Origin of the sequence: Stenotrophomonas sp. BR163, assembly GCF_047520985.2 — a bacterium.
GTDB classification, from domain to species: Bacteria; Pseudomonadota; Gammaproteobacteria; order Xanthomonadales; family Xanthomonadaceae; genus Stenotrophomonas; species Stenotrophomonas sepilia.
Genome location: NZ_JAXBRE020000026.1, coordinates 39,479 through 56,743, shown reverse-complemented (window position 1 = coordinate 56,743; position 17,265 = coordinate 39,479). Strand labels below are relative to the sequence as shown.

14 protein-coding genes, 1 tRNA gene and 1 pseudogene are annotated in these 17,265 nt (G+C 67.0%); 11 read left to right on the top strand and 5 right to left on the bottom strand.

The annotated features are described in order from the left end of the window. Positions 1-103: pseudogene (locus ACM0PY_RS17520) on the top strand (polyphosphate kinase 2); the annotation flags it as partial. A gap of 16 nt (positions 104-119) precedes the next feature. Here the strand turns inward: ACM0PY_RS17520 and ppk2 are convergent. From ppk2 to hemA, 4 genes are read right to left on the bottom strand one after another with little or no spacing between them, the layout of a single operon-like run. Beyond that, positions 120-902 carry a polyphosphate kinase 2 gene (gene ppk2, locus ACM0PY_RS17515; protein WP_180885501.1) on the bottom strand — a complete coding sequence of 261 codons (783 nt, stop codon included), beginning with the start codon at positions 900-902 and terminating at the stop codon, positions 120-122. Positions 903-948: 46 nt separating this feature from the next. Further along, complete coding sequence (locus tag ACM0PY_RS17510) at positions 949-2,655, bottom strand: O-linked N-acetylglucosamine transferase, SPINDLY family protein (RefSeq protein ID WP_180885499.1); 1,707 nt, start codon at positions 2,653-2,655, stop codon at positions 949-951. A 5-nt stretch (positions 2,656-2,660) separates the two neighbouring features. Continuing rightward, a complete protein-coding gene (gene prfA / locus ACM0PY_RS17505; protein ID WP_014036080.1) occupies positions 2,661-3,743 on the bottom strand; it encodes a peptide chain release factor 1 in 1,083 nt (360 codons plus the stop codon). Next, a complete protein-coding gene (hemA, locus tag ACM0PY_RS17500; protein WP_180885497.1) occupies positions 3,721-5,004 on the bottom strand; it encodes a glutamyl-tRNA reductase in 1,284 nt (427 codons plus the stop codon). Before hemA ends, prfA begins: the two co-directional genes overlap by 23 nt. 63 nt (positions 5,005-5,067) lie before the next feature. On the opposite strand from hemA, the gene ACM0PY_RS17495 reads away from it, so the two are divergent. From ACM0PY_RS17495 to ychF, 9 genes are all read left to right on the top strand, one after another. Further along, positions 5,068-6,753, top strand: coding sequence for a tetratricopeptide repeat protein (locus ACM0PY_RS17495; RefSeq protein ID WP_180885495.1), 1,686 nt, complete (start codon positions 5,068-5,070; stop codon positions 6,751-6,753). After that, positions 6,750-7,409 (top strand): lipoprotein insertase outer membrane protein LolB, encoded by a 660-nt coding sequence (gene lolB, locus ACM0PY_RS17490; RefSeq protein ID WP_134972329.1) that lies wholly within the window; start codon positions 6,750-6,752, stop codon positions 7,407-7,409. The genes ACM0PY_RS17495 and lolB overlap by 4 nt, the downstream gene beginning before the upstream one ends. Next, positions 7,406-8,275, top strand: coding sequence for a 4-(cytidine 5'-diphospho)-2-C-methyl-D-erythritol kinase (gene ispE / locus ACM0PY_RS17485; RefSeq protein ID WP_180885494.1), 870 nt, complete (start codon positions 7,406-7,408; stop codon positions 8,273-8,275). Before lolB ends, ispE begins: the two co-directional genes overlap by 4 nt. A gap of 11 nt (positions 8,276-8,286) precedes the next feature. Next, positions 8,287-8,363 (top strand) — tRNA-Gln (locus tag ACM0PY_RS17480). A 140-nt stretch (positions 8,364-8,503) separates the two neighbouring features. Next, the gene (locus ACM0PY_RS17475; protein WP_005415400.1) at positions 8,504-9,463 is read left to right on the top strand and encodes a ribose-phosphate diphosphokinase; all 960 of its coding nucleotides are present in this window, start codon (positions 8,504-8,506) and stop codon (positions 9,461-9,463) included. A gap of 108 nt (positions 9,464-9,571) precedes the next feature. Then, the gene (locus ACM0PY_RS17470; RefSeq protein ID WP_010481743.1) at positions 9,572-10,189 is read left to right on the top strand and encodes a 50S ribosomal protein L25/general stress protein Ctc; all 618 of its coding nucleotides are present in this window, start codon (positions 9,572-9,574) and stop codon (positions 10,187-10,189) included. 48 nt (positions 10,190-10,237) lie between these two features. Next, a complete protein-coding gene (pth, locus tag ACM0PY_RS17465) occupies positions 10,238-10,816 on the top strand; it encodes an aminoacyl-tRNA hydrolase (RefSeq protein ID WP_032956928.1) in 579 nt (192 codons plus the stop codon). A gap of 2 nt (positions 10,817-10,818) precedes the next feature. Further along, positions 10,819-11,439 (top strand): DMP19 family protein, encoded by a 621-nt coding sequence (locus ACM0PY_RS17460; RefSeq protein WP_032956927.1) that lies wholly within the window; start codon positions 10,819-10,821, stop codon positions 11,437-11,439. Positions 11,440-11,537: 98 nt separating this feature from the next. Continuing rightward, positions 11,538-12,629 carry a redox-regulated ATPase YchF gene (gene ychF / locus ACM0PY_RS17455; RefSeq protein ID WP_005415403.1) on the top strand — a complete coding sequence of 364 codons (1,092 nt, stop codon included), beginning with the start codon at positions 11,538-11,540 and terminating at the stop codon, positions 12,627-12,629. A gap of 633 nt (positions 12,630-13,262) precedes the next feature. Here the strand turns inward: ychF and ACM0PY_RS17450 are convergent. Further along, positions 13,263-16,001, bottom strand: a complete 2,739-nt coding sequence (locus ACM0PY_RS17450; protein ID WP_134972559.1) for a TonB-dependent receptor plug domain-containing protein — start codon at positions 15,999-16,001, stop codon at positions 13,263-13,265. 170 nt (positions 16,002-16,171) lie between these two features. On the opposite strand from ACM0PY_RS17450, the gene ACM0PY_RS17445 reads away from it, so the two are divergent. Further along, positions 16,172-17,191, top strand: coding sequence for a cyanophycinase (locus tag ACM0PY_RS17445; RefSeq protein ID WP_134972560.1), 1,020 nt, complete (start codon positions 16,172-16,174; stop codon positions 17,189-17,191). Positions 17,192-17,265: the final 74 nt, after the last annotated feature.

Sequence of the window (17,265 nt, the reverse complement as noted above, 5' to 3'; positions counted from 1 at the left end):
GACGCTGGTGGACTTCAACGACCAGCGACTGGGGCGGCTGACGCTGGTGCGCAACCTGCTGGACCGGTTGCCGGACACGCGGGTGAACGCACCGTTGCCGCAGGCCCTGCCGACCCACCCTAATCCTCGACCGGGAAGTCCTCGATCGGCTTCAGCACATCGTAGTGCTCGCGATGCAGCTTGCCCTTCAGCTTCGGCAGCTCCGGCAACGGTGCGTTCACCCGCGTGTCCGGCAACCGGTCCAGCAGGTTGCGCACCAGCGTCAGCCGCCCCAGTCGCTGGTCGTTGAAGTCCACCAGCGTCCACGGCGCCGCCTCGCGATGCGTCGCGCGCAGCATCGCCTCGCGTGCCTCGGTGTACGCGCTGTACTTGCTGCGCGATTTCAGGTCGACCGGTGAGAGCTTCCAGCCCTTCAGCGGATCGAGATGGCGTTCGGCGAAGCGCTTTTCCTGTTGCTCCTGATCCACGCACAACCAGTACTTGAACAGCAGGATGCCGTCGTCCACCAGCAGCTGTTCGAACACCGGCGCCTGGCGCAGGAACTGCTGGTACTCGGTTTCGCTGCAATAACCCATCACCCGTTCAACACCGGCACGGTTGTACCAGCTGCGGTCCATCAGCACGATCTCGCCGGCGGCGGGAAGAAGCGCGGCGTAACGCTGGAAGTACCACTGCGTGGCTTCACGGTCGGTGGGCTTGGGCAGCGCCACCACCCGGCATTGGCGCGGGTTGAGATGCTGGCTGATGGCCTGGATCGCACCGCCCTTGCCGGCTGTATCGCGGCCTTCGAACAGCACCAGCAGGCGTTGCCCGCTGTACTGAACCCAGCGCGCCATTGCAGTCAGTTCCAGCTGCAGCGGCAGCAGCAGTTCGTCGTAGTCCTTGCGCTTGAGCTTGGCCATCGTTACGTCACGCGGGGAGGAAGCCGGAGCGTAACGCAGCGGTTGCTCAGGGGGTGTCGACGCCCTGCCAGCCCTGCTCGCCCGCCAGCGTCTGCAGCAGGGCGGAAAGGTCATGGGCAAAACCTGCCATGTTGAATACACCACTGTCTTCGCGTGCCTGCGCCAGTTCGGCACGCAACGCTGCCAGCGCCGCCGGGTTGTTGCCCAGCGCGCTGGCGGTGGCGATGAACGCCGCATCGTCGGCAACGTTCATCCGCGAGAGATCCAGATGATGGTTGAGGCTGCCGGCCACGCGCGCGGCGAAGGTATCGCCCGGGCAGGTCAATACCGGGCAGCCGGCCCAAAGCGCGTCGGACGCGGTGGTATGCGCGTTGTACGGATGCGTGTCGAGGAACAGGTCGGCCAGCTGATAGCGGGCCAGATACTGCGGATGTGGCAGCTTGGTCATGAACACCAGCCGCGTTGGATCCAGGCCGGCGGCCTGCGCGGCCGCACGCAGGCGGGCATCGGCCTTGCCGGGCCCGGACAGCAGCCACAGCACGCTGCCGGGCACGGCCTGCAGCACCGCGAAGGCGCGGCCCATGCTGCGCGGGTTGAGCTTGTAGCTGTTGTTGAAGCAGCAGAACACCACGCCGTGTTCGGGCAGCCCGCACTCGGCGCGGGACGGTGCCGGTTCCAGTACGCGGGTGTTGTCCGAGGGCTGGAAGGCACGTGGCAGGCGCAGGACGCGTTCGCTGAAGTGAGGTTCCAGCGATGCCGGCAGCACGAATTCGTCGGCGACCACGGCATCCAGCCAGCGCGCACCTGATGTGCCGGGGTAGGCCAGCCAGTTCAGCTGCAACGGGGCCGGGCGCATGGCCAGCACTTCGGGCGTGCCGCCGCCCCCCCAGCCGCGCAGGTCGAACAGCAGGTCGATGCCCTGTGCACGGATGCGGGCCGCGATGTCGGCATGCCGCAGTGCGGCCACGTCATGCAGGCGGGCCGCAGCCTGCAGGCGTTCGCGGATGCGGCTGCCATCGGCGCGGTTCAGCGCGAACAGGTGCAGCTGCAGCGCCGGGTCATGGCGCAGGTGTTCGAGCAGGGCCACGGTCAGCAGCCCGGTAGGATGGGCGCCGAAGCCATTGGAGAGGAAGCCGACGCGCAACGCGCCGTGCTCGCGAACCTTCACTGCAGGAAGGGGGCGCACCGCCGACGCAACGACCGCGGCGCGTGCGCGCGCACAGGCCAACTGCTCCGCAGCGCTGGCGTCTTCGTTGAGGAAGGCGAAGGGTTCCACCGCACCCTGACCCGCGGCGAGCGCGTTGCGCACCTGCGCAGCCAGCGTGTCCACGTCCTGCCAGTCACACAGGCGGCGCTGCCAGGCCAGGCGCTGGGCGGCGATATAGGGTTCGCCCGGTATCAGCGCATGCGCGCGGCGATAGGCCGTCGCCGCCCCTTCGGCATCATCGGCATCTTCCAGCGCGTGGCCCAGCCACAACGCGATGCCCGGGTGCTGCGGGGCCAATGCCGAGGCCTGGCCGAGCAGCTTCGCCGCGTCGGCGTGCGCGCCGGCCATCCACGCCACGCGCCCCAGCCGCGCCAGCGCTTCGGGGTGGTTGGGGCGCAGCTGCAGGGCACGTCGTGCGGCCTGCTCGCCGGCAGCGATGTCGCCGGCTTCCAGTTCCAGGTCGGCCAGCATCACCCAGGCGACGAAGTCGCCGGGCTGGCGTGCGATCGCCTGCTGCAGGTGCTGCCGCTGCTGCCAGGCCGTCATCGTGCTCAGCCCGCCGACAGCTGGGCCAGGGCGTCGACCTGGTGTTCGTGGCTGAGCCGCTGCAGCAGCGGGTCGAGGTCACCGGCCAGGATGTTGGGCAGGTCGTACAACGTCAGGCCTTCCACGCGGTGGTCGGTGATCCGGCCCTGCGGGAAGTTGTAGGTGCGGATGCGCTGGCTGCGATCGCCGCTGCCGACCTGCAGGCGCCGCGACTCGGCCTGTGCCGCGTCCTGGCGCTGGCGCTCGGCATCGAGCAGCTGCGCCTTCAGGCGCTTCATCGCCTTGTCGCGGTTGGCGTGCTGGCTGCGCTCGGTCTGGCACTCCACCACCACGCCGGTCGGCACGTGGGTGATGCGGATCGCGGACTCGGTCTTGTTGACGTGCTGGCCACCTGCACCGGACGAGCGGAACGTATCCACCTTCAGGTCGGCCGGGTTGATGACGATGTCATCGACTTCGTCGGCCTCGGGAATGATCGCCACGGTCGCGGCCGAGGTATGGATGCGGCCCTGCGATTCGGTGGCCGGCACGCGCTGCACGCGGTGCGTGCCCGATTCGAACTTCAGGCGCGAGAACGCACCACGGCCGACCACACGCGCCACCACTTCCTTGTAGCCGCCATGCTCGCCGGGGTTGTCCGATTCGATCTCGACCTTCCAGCCCTGGCGTTCGGCATAGCGGGCGTACATGCGGAACAGGTCGCCGGCGAAGATCGCGGCTTCGTCGCCGCCGGTGCCGGCGCGCACTTCCAGGAACAGGTTGCCTTCGTCGCGCGGGTCACGCGGCACCAGCAGCAGCGCAAGCTCCTGCTCCAGTTCCTGCAGGCGCGCCTGCGCGGCGGCGATTTCCTCGTCGGCCAGCTCGCGCAGGTCGGGGTCGGCGCGCATGCCTTCGGCGGCGGCCAGGTCGGCCTTGGCACGGGCTTCATCGGCCAGTGCAGTGGCGACCGGTTCCAGTTGGGCGAATTCGCGCGAAAGGTCGCGGAAACGGGTGTTGTCGGCGACCACGTCGGGTTCGGCGAGCAGGCGTTCCAGTTCTTCGCGGCGCTCGGCCAGCGCTTCCAGCTTACGGCGCAGGGTCGGCGTCATCGGGTCTCACGGGTGGGTGGTGGTAGCCCGGCGTGGCCGGGAACAGGCGCTGGGCGGCGCGGGTCAGGTCGGCATCGCCACTCAGCGCGGCGGCGCGCAGTGCGGCGGTCGGCGGATGCAGCAGGCGGTTGGTCAGGCCGTGGGCCAGCAGTTCCAGCACTTCGTCGGCGGGCTTGCCGTTGGCCAGCTGCTGGCGTGCGCGCTCCAGCAACTCGGCGCGGGTGGCCTCGCCGAACGCACGCAGCTGCCGCAAAGGCGCCTGATGGGCACTGGCCTGCTGGGTCTCGACGTAACGCGATACCTGCAGGTCGATGATCGCCTCGGCTTCGGCGGCGGCCTCGCGGCGGCCACGGCGGTTGTCTTCCACCGCGCGCTCCAGGTCATCGACGGTGTAGAGGAAGGCATCGTTGAGCGTGCCGACCTCGGCTTCGATGTCGCGCGGAACGGCCAGGTCGAACAGCAGCATCGGCTTGTGCCGGCGTGCACGCAGGGCCTTGGCGACCATCTCGCGATGGATCACCGGCTCGCGCGCGGCGGTAGCCGAGAACACCACGTCGGCCTCGCCCAGGTGGCGGTCCAGTTCGGTCAGCGGCAGGGCCACGCCGCCATGGCGGCTGGCCAGTTCCTGCGCGTGGGCCAGGGTGCGGTTGGCGATCAGCAGCCGCCGCACCTTGCCTTCGCTCAGGTGCCGTGCAGCCAGCTCGATGGTCTCGCCGGCACCAACCAGCAGCACAGTGGAGTCGTCCAGCCGGGCGAACGCGTTCTGCGCCAGGCGCACCGCGGCCGACGCCACCGATACCGGGTTGGCACCGACCTGGGTATCGGTGCGCGCCCGCTTGGCCACCGAGAAGGTCTGCTGGAACAGGCGGTCCAGGCGCTGGCCGAGCAGGCCATGGTCGCGCGCGGTCGACCAGGCGTCCTTCACCTGGCCGAGGATCTGCGGTTCGCCCAGCACCATCGAGTCCAGCCCGGTGGCGACCCGGAACAGGTGGCGCACAGCCTCGGCATCGGCATGCTGGTACAGATAACCCTGCAGGTCGCCGGCCTGGCTGCGCAGCCACTGGTCCAGCGCCTGTGCCGAGTCGGCCACGGCGTACAGCTCGGTGCGGTTGCAGGTGGACAGCAGGACCGCCTCGGCGATCTGCGGGGTATCGCGCAGCGAGCCCAGCGCACGCGGCAACGCCTCACCGGCGAAGGCCGCGCGCTCGCGCAGCTCCACCGGTGCGGTCTGGTGATTCAGTCCGAGCACCCACAGGGTCATTGTTCAGTTGCTTGCGATAAGCTGCTGGCCATTGGACGACATTTTAAGGCCCCGATGCCGACGATGCCCGCATTGATTCGCATCCCCAGTGTTCTGCTGCTGTCCCTGGCCTGCGCCCAGGCCCTGGCGGCGGTGCCGGCCAAGGCCCCCGTGCGGGCCGCGGCCGCCGGGGAACTGGCGCTGGAGCCGGTGATGGCCGGTGAGTTCGCCCTGCAGGCCGGCAAGCTGGCCGAGGCCGCGCGCTGGTACCTGCAGGCCGCGCAGCAGACTGACGGCGATGCTGGCCTGGCCGAGCGCGCGACCCGTATCTCCATGCTTGCCAACGATGACGCCAGCGCCGCCAAGGGCCTGGCCCTGTGGCAGCAGCGCGCCCCGCGTTCGTTGACCATGCGCAGCGCCGCCGGTGCGCTGGCCATGCGCCAGGGTGATGTGAAGGCCGCCCGCACTGAATTGCAGGCGCTGCTGGCCGACCCCGACGAGCGCGGCTGGAAGTTCGCCCTGGCCGCGCTGATCGGCGGTGGCCGCGACCCGGCGGTGCCGGCGCAGGTGCTCGGCGAACTGGTCGATGCCAATGCCATTCCACCGAAGATCGAGGCCTGGCAGGAGTTCGGCCGCCTGGCCCTGCGCATGGACAAGCCTGACCTGGCGCGGCGCATGATTGATGAAGTGGTCAGGCGCTTCCCCGAAGAACCGCGCGTAGCGTTGCTGCGTGCCAGCCAGCTGCAGCAGGCCGGCGAGACCGACAAGGCCTTGTCGCTGCTGCACGACGTCGAGCCGAAGACCCGGCAGGACCCCGAGCTGCGCAATGCGGTGGCCATCGCCTACGACAGCCTGGGGCAACCGGCTGCGGCCGAGCGCGTACTGGCATTCGGCCCGCAGGATGTGCAGACCTGGGGCATGCGCGCTTCACTGTTGGCCAAGCAGGGCGACAAGGCGGCGCTGTCCAACCTCTACAACGAACTGTCGCGGCAGGCGGCCAAGCCGGACCCCGCGCAGCGCCTGTTGCTGGGCAAGATCGCCGAATACCTGAAGCGCTATCCCGAGGCGGTGCAGTGGTACCACAGTGTGCCCGGCGGTGATGAGCTGAGCGAGGCGCGCCTGCGTGCGGCCAACGCCCAGGCCCTGGCCGGACGGCTGCCGCAGGCACTGGATGAGGTGCACGCGATCCAGTCCGACGCGGTGGTCGATGATGATGTGCGCCGTGACGCGTATCTGCTGGAGGCCGAGCTGCGCCAGCGCGGCGATGACAGTGCTGGCGAACTGGATGCGCTGGCCCGCGGCCTGGCCGCCTACCCGGATGACAATGGCCTGCTGTACGCCCGCGCGCTCACCTGGGAGCGTCGTGACGATATTCCGCGCGCCGAGGCCGACCTGCGCAAGATCCTGGTGACCGACCCGGAAAACGTGCCGGCCCTGAACGCCTTGGGCTACACCCTGGCTGACCGTACCGGGCGCCTGCAGGAGGCGCTGGAGCTGATCGACCGCGCCCGCGTCGCCGAGCCGGACAACGCCGCTATCGTCGACAGCTATGGCTGGGTGCTGTATCGCCTGGGCCGCAAGGACGAAGCTCTGGTGCAGCTGCGCCGGGCCTGGACCCTGGCCAAGGACCCGGAGATTGCCGCCCATGTCGGCGAAGTGCTGTGGGTGCTGGGCAAGCATGACGAGGCCCGCCACTTCTTCGACGAAGCGGCCAAGCTCGACCCTGAAAACCGCGCGCTGCTGCGCGCCCGCGAGAAATTCAATCCATGAGTGTTTCCCTGATCCGGCCACTGCTGTTGGCGGCTGCGACCCTGGCGGTGACCGCCTGTACCAGCGTGGGCACGCAGAAGACCCCGCCACCGGCGGTGGTCGAGACGGTTTCGGCCGAAGCGGCGCAGGCCGAAGCGGCGCGCGTGGCGGCCCTGCATGCACAGCGGGACTGGGCCTTCCAGGGCCGGGTCGCGGTCAGCAAGGGCAAGGACGGCGGCAGCGGTCGCATCGACTGGAAGCAGGAAGGCCGCCGCTACGTGGTGGAATTGAGCGCGCCGGTGACCCGGCAGAGCTGGAAGCTGACCGGCGATACCCATTCCGAAGCTGGCCGCCTGGAAGGACTGACGGGCGGCCCGCGCGACGGCGAGGACGCCCAGCAGCTGTTGCTGGAGGCGACCGGCTGGGACATTCCGGTCAACCAGTTGCCGGAGTGGATCCGCGGGCTGGTCGCCGGCGACGCCGCCGGCCCCGAGACGGTCGAACGCGACGGTGAAGGCCGGCCGCGCCGGATGCAGCAGATGGGCTGGCAGGTACAGTACCTGGACTGGTACCCGGGCGACGCCGGACGGCCGGCGCTGCCGCGCCGGATCGAGGCCAGCAATGGTGACGCCAAGGTGCGCCTTCTGGTGGACCAGTGGGGGCAGGGCACGCCATGAGCGGGGCAGTCGACGACGCGGGCTGGTCCTGGTGGCCGGCCCCGGCCAAGCTGAACCTGTTTCTGCACATCACCGGGCGCCGGGCCGACGGCTACCACGAACTGCAGACCGTGTTCCGCCTGCTGGACTGGGGCGATCGCATCGGCCTGCGCCTGCGTGAAGACGGCCAGGTGCGCCGGCACGGCGAGGGCCTGGCGGGCGTGGCCGAGGCCGATGATCTGGCGGTGCGCGCCGCGCGTCTGCTCCAGGAAGCGGCGAAGGTCGCGCAAGGTGCGGACATCATCGTTGAAAAGCATGTTTCAGCCGGCGGCGGCTTCGGTGGCGGCTCGTCCGATGCGGCCACGGTACTGGTGGTGCTGAACCGGCTCTGGCAGGCCGGGCTGGACGAAGAGGCGCTGGCCGCGCTGGGCCTGCGCCTGGGCGCCGACGTGCCGGTGTTCGTGCGCGGTCGCAACGCCTGGGCAGAAGGGGTGGGCGAGCGCCTGCAGCCGATCACGCTGGCGCCGGCCTGGTATGTGGTGGTTGAACCGGGCGTTCATGTTCCCACGCCGGCCCTGTTTGCAGACCCGGATTTGACGCGCGACAGCCCAGTGGCGAAAATAGAGGACTTCGCTTCCGGGACCCTGGTCGGGAACGCGTTCGAACCGGTGCTGCGCCGCCGTGAGCCTGCCGTCGAGGCAGCGCTTGCCGCGTTGAGCGACATCGGCACGGCGCGGCTGACCGGTTCGGGAAGTGGTTGTTTCGTCGAATTCGCGTCGCAGTCTGCTGCAGAGCAGGGACGGTCGAAATTGCCGAAGGAGTTGCGGGCAAGGGTGGCTGCGGGCGTTGCGCGTTCGCCACTGCTGGATGCACTCGAGCAACACTGATTTATCAATGCAGGGGCGTCGCCAAGAGGCCCAAGGCACCAGGTTTTGATCCTGGCATTCGTAGGTTCGAATCCTACCGCCCCTGCCAATAGCGGCTGTGTCCGCGCCTTCCAGCGCATCGCCCGCGCGGGACGTGGAAACAACCGCGGTGTTGTCAGCAGCAGGGGTCCATCCGGGTCCTTGCCGCCCCCGGATCCCCGCCACTCGTCCCCGCCCGAGACAATCATGATGCAAGAGTCCCCGAACCTGCTGGTCTTTTCCGGCAACGCCAACAAACGTCTGGCGCAGAACATCTGCAAGGAACTGGGGGTTCGCCCGGGCAAGGCGCTGGTCTCGCACTTCTCCGATGGCGAAGTGCAGGTGGAGATCGAAGAGAACGTCCGCAAGCAGGACGTGTTCGTGATCCAGCCGACCTGCGCGCCGAGCGCGGAAAACCTGATGGAACTGCTGGTGCTGATCGACGCGCTCAAGCGCGCATCGGTGGCCAGCGTGACCGCCGTGGTGCCGTACTTCGGCTACTCGCGCCAGGACCGCCGCATGCGTTCCTCGCGCGTGCCGATCACCGCCAAGCTGGCGGCCAAGATGTTCAGCACCGCTGGCGCTGATCGCGTGCTGACCGTCGACCTGCACGCCGACCAGATCCAGGGCTTCTTCGATATTCCGGTGGACAACGTGTATGCGTCCCCGCTGCTGCTGGCCGACATCTGGCGCGCCTACGGCACCGAGAACCTGATTGTTGTCTCGCCGGACGTGGGCGGCGTGGTCCGCGCCCGTGCGGTTGCCAAGCGCCTGGATGACGCCGACCTGGCGATCATCGACAAGCGCCGCCCGCGCGCCAACGTCTCCACCGTGATGAACATCATCGGCGACGTCGAAGGCAAGACCTGCGTGATGGTCGATGATATCGTCGATACCGCTGGCACCCTGTGCGCCGCTGCCGCTGCCCTGAAGGCGCGCGGTGCGCTCAAGGTCGCCGCCTACTGCACCCACGCGGTGCTGTCGGGCCCGGCGGTGGACAACATCACCAATTCCCAGCTCGACGAGCTGGTGGTGACCGACACCATCCCGCTGAAGGACGCAGCGCGGGTGTGCAGCAAGATCCGCCAGCTGAGCGTGGCGGAAATGCTGGCCGAAACGATGCGCCGCATCGCCTTCGGCGAGTCGGTCAGCTCGCTGTACGTCGACTGAGTTTTCGTCCCTGCCGGCAACGGCGGGGACATACCCGGATGCTTCTGGTCGCGGAAGCATCTTCAACCGCCACGCCGCAGGGCGCGGCAACAACCTGAGTAGTCGAAAATGTCGAAGACCCATGAAATCAAGGTCACCAAGCGTGAACTGCAGCGTAAGGGTGCGAGCCGCCGCCTGCGTCACGCTGGTGTGATCCCGGCTATCGTGTACGGCGGCAACGCCGAGCCGGTCGCCATCAGCCTGGACCACAACGAAATCTGGCTGGCCCAGCAGAACGAGTGGTTCTATGCCTCGATCCTGGACCTGAACCTGGATGGCCAGGTGCAGAAGGTCCTGCTGCGTGACATGCAGCGCCACCCGTACAAGCAGCTGATCATGCACCTGGACTTCCAGCGCGTGAACGAGAACGAAGCCCTGACCGCTTCGGTCCCGCTGCACTTCGTCAACGAAGACACCTCGCCGGCCGGCAAGGCTGCCGACGTCGTGGTCACCCACGAACTGAAGGAAGTGACCATCACCTGCCTGCCGAAGGACCTGCCGGAGTCGATCGAAGTCGACCTGGGCGAGCTGAAGGCCGGTGACGTCGTGTACCTGTCCAACATCAAGCTGCCGAAGGGCGTGGAAATCCCGGCGCTGGCGCTGGGCAAGGACCACGACGACGCCATCGTCACCGCCAAGGCCGGCAAGGCCGACGAGGCTGACGAAGAAGCGGCTGCCGCCGAGTAATACCGTTACGGTGCCTGCCTCCGGGCGGGCACCGTACTGGAAGGAACCATGGCAGGACTGCGACTGATCGTCGGTCTGGGCAATCCCGGATCGGAACACGCCCGGACCCGGCACAATGCCGGGTTTCATTTCGTTGAGGCCCTGGCGGAAAAAGCCGGTGCGCGATGGAATGTGGACAGCAAGTTGTTCGGCGAGACCGCCAAGGTCGAGATCGCCGGGCAGACGGTGTGGCTGCTCAAGCCCGCCACCTTCATGAACCTCAGCGGCAAGTCGGTCACCGCCGCGCAGCGGTTCTGGAAGATCGAGCCGGAAGAAACCCTGCTGGCCCACGACGAGCTGGACCTGCCGCCCGGTGCGGCGCGACTGAAGTTCGACGGTGGCCACGGCGGCCAGAACGGCCTGCGCGACACCATCCGCCTGCTCGGCCACGGCAAGTTCCATCGCCTGCGCGTGGGCATCGGCCATCCCGGCCACAAGGACCGCGTGGTGGGTTGGGTGCTGGGGCGCCCGTCCAAGGAGGATGACGTGCTGATCGCACGCGCCATCGACGATGCGATCGACGTGCTGCCGCTGGCGGTGCAGGGCGATTTCAACGAAGCGATGAAGCGGCTGCACACCCCGCGCTGACCATGACCGACCCGCGTACTCCCTGCACCGTGTGTGGCGCCATGATCCTGCTGGCGACGGCGGCCCGGAACGATGGGCTCTGCATGCCGTGCCGGAATGGCACGCGGCAAAGCATGGAAATGGCGAAGACGCGAGATCGGGAGGTTCGCGAGGAGCGCAAGCGCTTCGAGGAATCAGCAGAGGGGCGGCATTGGCATTGGTTGATCGAACAAGTCCACGGGAACGGTTGTGGATTTTCCGGATTGTCAGTGCAGGATCAGCGCTACTTTGCGATCAACGCGCTCATCAATGATGTCTATCGTGGAGGGCTTGATGCCTATTTCCAAAATTCTGCTGGCGGCTACATCGCGGAAGCGCTTGCAGGGCTTGGGGAGATGCAGCAGCTTGACGTGCGAGACATCGTGCTCGCGGCCCAGCAGCTACTGTTTGGCAATGAGGCCATGGAAGATCATCATGCGCAGAGACGCCTGCAAATCTATCGTGCCGACGGGTATCTCGACGATGAAGTCGAAACAGCACTTGATGCGCTGGATGGGCGATTCTATGCACTGGTCGACGACGGCCAGCTTGAAGAACTGCTGAAAGCGTACGCAGAACGTCACAGGTTGTACGCCGCGTTCTAGCGCGGGCTACTGGAAGGACGATTGGGGATTGAGGGCATGCCCGCAGGCGAGCCTTGAATCCCGAATCATCCACTTACACTCAAACCCGGATTCAACCCATGGGTATCAAATGCGGCATCGTCGGCCTGCCCAACGTCGGCAAGTCGACCCTGTTCAATGCGCTGACCAAGGCGGGTATCGCCGCGGCGAACTTCCCGTTCTGCACCATCGAGCCGAACGTCGGCATCGTGCCGGTACCGGATCCGCGCCTGAACGAGCTGGCGGGCATCATCAACCCGCAGAAGGTCATCCCGACCGCGGTCGAGTTCGTCGACATCGCCGGCCTGGTTGCCGGTGCCGCCAGCGGTGAAGGCCTGGGCAACAAGTTCCTGGCGCACATCCGCGAAGTCGATGCGATCACCCACGTGGTGCGCTGCTTCGAGCACGGTGACATCGTGCACGTGGCCGGCAAGGTCGACCCGATCTCGGACATCGAAACCATCGACACCGAGCTGGCGCTGGCCGACCTGGACAGCGTCGAGAAGGCGCTGAACCGTGCCGAGCGTGCGGCCAAGGGCGGCGACAAGGATGCAGCGGCGCGCAAGCCGGTGCTGGCCAAGCTGCAGGCGGCGCTGTCGGAGGGCAAGGCCGGCCGCTCGGCCGGCCTGGACGAGGAAGAGAAGGCGCTGGTGCGCGACCTGTTCCTGCTCACCCTGAAGCCGGTGATGTACATCGCCAACGTGCTGGAAGACGGTTTCGAGAACAACCCACACCTGGAAGCCGTGCGCGCGCATGCCGCCGCAGAAGGCGCGCAGGTGGTGCCGGTGTCGGCCGCGATCGAAGAAGAGCTGTCCCAGCTCGACGACGAGGACCGCGATACCTTCCTGGCCGACCTGGGCCTGAGCGAGCCGGGCTTGAACCGCGTGATCAACGCGGCCTACAGCCTGCTCGGCCTGCAGACCTACTTCACCGCTGGCGTGAAGGAAGTCCGTGCGTGGACCGTGCGCAAAGGCGCCACTGCCCCGCAGGCTGCCGCCGTCATCCACACCGACTTCGAGAAGGGCTTCATCCGCGCCGAAACCATCGCGTATGACGACTTCATCAAGTACAAGGGCGAAGCCGGCGCGAAGGAAGCCGGCCGCCTGCGCCTGGAAGGCAAGGAGTACCGCGTGCAGGAAGGCGACATCCTGCACTTCCGCTTCAACGTCTGATCCTGCGGCATCGGATCGACCCCGGACGCCCCGCCCTGTGCGGGGCGTTCGCGTTTCCGGCACCGCCGCCGGTGGCTGGCGAAAAAATGACCATGCTTTGAAACGCTTGCGCGGCAAGTCTCGCGCTCACTTGTCCACACCAAACCCCCACCACTTTCCACGCGCGGTGTGGAAAACCCGGTGTGCCGCTGTAGAGCCGAGCCCATGCTCGGCTGATGCCAGCCGGAGCCGAGCGTGGGCTCGGCTCTACAAGGGGCTCGCCCGCGTGACCTGGACAAATTTTCACCGCGCTTCGAAACGCCTGCGGTGCAATGCTCGCACCCACTTGTCCACATCAAGTTCCCATCGCTCTCCACGTACCGTGTGGAAAATAATCGGGGCCGTGGACAAAAAATCACCACGTCCGGAAACGCCTGCACCGCAACGCTCGAACCCACTTGTCCACACCAAGTTCCCATTGCTTTCCACGTGCGGTGTGGAAAACCCCAGATGGCCCGCTCTGGTAGTCGCCCCACCTTGGTGGGCGCGTGGCATATCAGTGTCCACCAAGGTGGGCATCTACCAGAGCCAGGTTCCCAAACAACAAGGCCCGCCAATGGCGGGCCCCGTCGTCCACGTCCTGCGTAACCGCGCTTACAGTGCGCTGCCACCGAACTTGTGGGTGTACTGCAGGTTGATCGTGCGGCCGACGCTGTCGAACCAGGACACGTCGTAGTACGGGTAAGCGGTGTACGTACGGTCCTTCGGCGGCATCTTGTTGAACACATTGACCACCGACAGCGACAGGCGCGAGTGGTCGTCGAAGCGGTACTGCAGCGAGGCGTTGTAGCGATAGGTCGCCGTCACGTACGGGCTGTCGCCGCTGTCCCAGTCGAACACCTGGTCGTAGCTGTCCGAGGTCGGCAGCTTGCCCAGGCGCGAGCCGTACACCGTTGCCGACCACGCATCCTTCTCCCAGGTCACGCTCAGGCTGGTCTTGGTGCGCGGAATGTCGAAGCCACTGTTGACCGCGAACTGGTCTTCGGTGCGGTCGCCGGGGTAGCGCTGGAAATCATGCTTCTTCACCCAGGTGTGCGTGCCGTTGAAGACGAAATCGCCGATGCCCGTCTGCAGGCGATAGCGCAGGCCGACGTCGATGCCGGAGGTGGATTCGCGGGCGACGTTGATCGGCTCCACGTGCACGCCATACAGGCGTCCGTCGTTGCTGCGGGTGATGCGGGCGAGCGCGTCCACGCAGGTCGGCGAATTGATGTCGGCGCTGCCCAGGCGGCAGTCTGCTTCGTTGGCCAGGAGCGTGCGCACGTCCATGTCCTGCACCTGGTTGCGCATGTCGATGTCGAACCAGTCCACCGACAGGTCCAGGCCGATCGCCGGCGACCAGACGATGCCGGCGCTCCACGAGGTGCTGGTTTCCGGGTCGAGCTGGCGGTTGCCGGTGCGACTGCGGATCAGGTTGCGCTCGTAATCGGAACAGTCGCTGGCTTCCTCAAGGCGGCAGGTGTACAGATCCTCGGCGCTGGTCTCGTCGTTGCCCGGTCCGGCAAAAACATAGTGCAGGTCCGGTGCACGGAATGCGGTGCCGTAGGAGCCGCGCACCAGCAGGGTATCGATCGGGCGCCATTCCAGGCCGCCGCTCCAGGTCGCCTTGCCGATGCTGTGTCCGGAATAGCGGTACTGGTCGTAGCGGCCCGCCATGCTCAGGTTGACCGTGTCGTGCAGCGGCATGCGCAGCTCCGCAGCCGTCGCCCAGCGGTTGCGCGAACCCTTGCCGTCCGAATCCTTCCAGCTGTAGTAGTAGTACCCGGTCGCCAGCGGATCGGGGTTCAGCGAATAGGCCTGCTGGCCCACTTCCACGGTCGCGGCAAACCCGGCGTCGCCCCCCGGCAGAGCGAACAGGGCCGAGTTGGTCAGGGTGAAGGCGGCGGTCTCCGTGCGCGACTTAGGAGTGTAGGTGGTACGCGCGGCGATCGAGTCGTACTCGGCGCGGGTCAGTGGACGGTACAGCCGTGACGGATCGGCGTTGTAGACCGGGAAACCGTCGTCATCCACGCCCAGCTGCGGGCCGAGGAACAGGTCGTTGGCCTTGGCGGCAATGATCTGTGCCCAGCTGATGCGCGACTGGTACTGCGAATGGCTCAACGCCGCTTCGTAATCCCAGTTGCCAATCAGGTTGCCCTTGAAGCCGGTGGTCACGCTGAAGGTCTTCTGCGTGCTGCGCACCATGGCGTTGCGCAGGCCACCCATTTCCTCGGGCGAGAACTGGCGCTGCCAGAACTCGATCTCGCCAGTGGCTTCGTTGTTGAAGTAGCCCGACTCATCACCGTTGGCATCCATGCGGCCCCACTGGGTGACGTCGCGCATCAGCGACATCGTGTGGTAGCCGAGCTGCACGTCGGCGAACCACTGCTGGCCATTGTCGAAGTCGTAGCTCAGCGACGCGTAGCCGTTGGCACCGCGGCGCTTGCTGAGGATGGTGCCGTAGCCGATCGAGCTGTCGCTGCCGCAGTAGTAGCCGTACTTCGGGCGGTAGGCACGATAGGTGCTGCCCTGGTTCTGGCCGGACAGCGCTTCGCAGGTGGCGGCGCCCGGGTCCAGGTAGTCATCGTTGTAGTCGGTGCGCAGATAGGCACGGCGTGCGATGCGCGAACCTTCGGTGGGGCCATCCTGGGTCGAGTCCTGGATGTCACGGTCATAGGCCCACAGCGGAGTCTGCGACTGCAGCTCGACGCTGTACACGGCGTTGAAGTTGCCACGGCTGAAACCGCTGGCCAGGCTCATGTCGAACGACTCGCCGCCGCCTTCGGTGGTGGTGCCCATGCGCATGTCGATGGTGGTGCCGTCGGCCTTCTTCTTCAGGATGAAGTTGACCACGCCGGCGATCGCGTCCGAGCCGTAGATGGCCGAGGCGCTGCCGGTCAGCACTTCGATGCGCTCGATCATGCCCAGCGGGATGTTGGAGACATCGGTGAAGTTGCTGCGGCCCTTGAACGGCATCGGGAAATCGGCAATGCGCCGGCCATTGACCAGCACCAGCGTGTGGTTCGGGCCCAGGCCGCGCAGGTCCACCTGCTGGGCGCCCGGCGAGAAGTCGGCGCCACTGGAAGACTGCTGGCTCTGCGTCTCACCGCCGTTCTGGGTCATTGCACGCAGTACGTCCGGCACGCTGGTGAAGCCACTGGAGCGGATCTGCTCGGCATTGATCACCGTGATCGGAGCGGGGCCTTCCACCTGGGCGCGCGGAATGCGCGAGCCGGTGACCTGCACCGCATCCAGTTGTTGCACCGAAGAGGAAGCCGGTGCCTGGGCCGCCGCGGAAGCAGCCACGCCCATCAACGCCAGCTGGATCGACCACGCCATCGCCTGTCTACGCATGAGGAATTCTCGGAAATGAAGCCGGCCCGCAGAGGAGGGGCCCTGTCCCCCATTCAGACTTCCGGAATGGGCGCGCGCATTTAACGCCTTTTTCATGTCCTTGACTACTGGGCCCCTATCTGGCAAAGAGTGAAAACGCTTGCAACTCGATTTTGTTCAGGGAGATCAAGATGCGACGCCTCGACCGGACCCTGCCTGGCCCCTTCGCTTGGCTGGCGCTGCTGGTGCTGGGCTGGCCATTGGCCGCGCCCGCGCAGGACCTGCAGGGCCCCGGCTTCGCCTATTACGAAGTCGGCGATCTGGAATCTCCGCGTCCCGGTTCGCGCGCGCCCGCCATGATGCTGATGGGCGGTGGCGAGTGGGTGCCGGAGGCCTTCCAGTGGTGGCTGAAGCAGGCCGGCAATGGCCGTGTGCTGATTCTGCGCGCCTCCGGTGGCGACGAACTGCAGGACCGCCTGTACCGCGAGATCGGCGGCACCACCGCAGTGCAGACCCTGGTCTTCGACAGCCGCCGCGGTGCCGATGATCCGGCGGTGCTGCGCGTGGTTGCAGCGGCCGATGCCATCTTCATTGCCGGCGGCGACCAGTCCCGCTATATCCGCTTCTGGAAGGGCACCGCACTCAACCGCGCACTCAACGCCCATGTGCGCGCCGGCAAGCCGATTGCCGGTACCAGCGCTGGCCTGGCCATCCTCGGCGGCTATGCCTATGGCGCCATGGATGGCGGCAGCATCACCTCGGCCGGTGCGCTGGCCGATCCGATGGGCAGTGCCGTGACTCTGGACAGCGGCTTCCTGCAGATGCCCTACCTGCAGCGCGTGGTCACCGACACCCATTTCGACAAGCGGGACCGGCTCGGCCGCCTGATCGTGTTCGTGGCACGTGCCGCCCAGGACAGCGGCGACCCTGACATCGTCGGCATCGGCGTCGATGAGGACACCGCCCTGTGCGTTGAGCCCGATGGCCGGGCCCAGGTCTACAGCGCAGATGGCGAAGGCAAGGTCTGGGTGGTCAGCCCCGGCCGCGACGCCGACCGCCTGGTGGAGGGCGAGCCGCTGCGCTTCCATGCGGTGCCGGTGACTGTGGTCGCCAGCGGCAGCCGCATGCGGCTGGATGATTTCCAGGCCGAGGCCGATTACCAGGCTGTGGCCGACGTCAGCGACGGCGAGATTGAGTTCACGCTTCGGTAGTACCGTCCGCTGGCCGGCAACCCACCTTCCTGATGCGACCGGTGGCGGCCAGCGGCCGGCCCTTACCGTGGCAT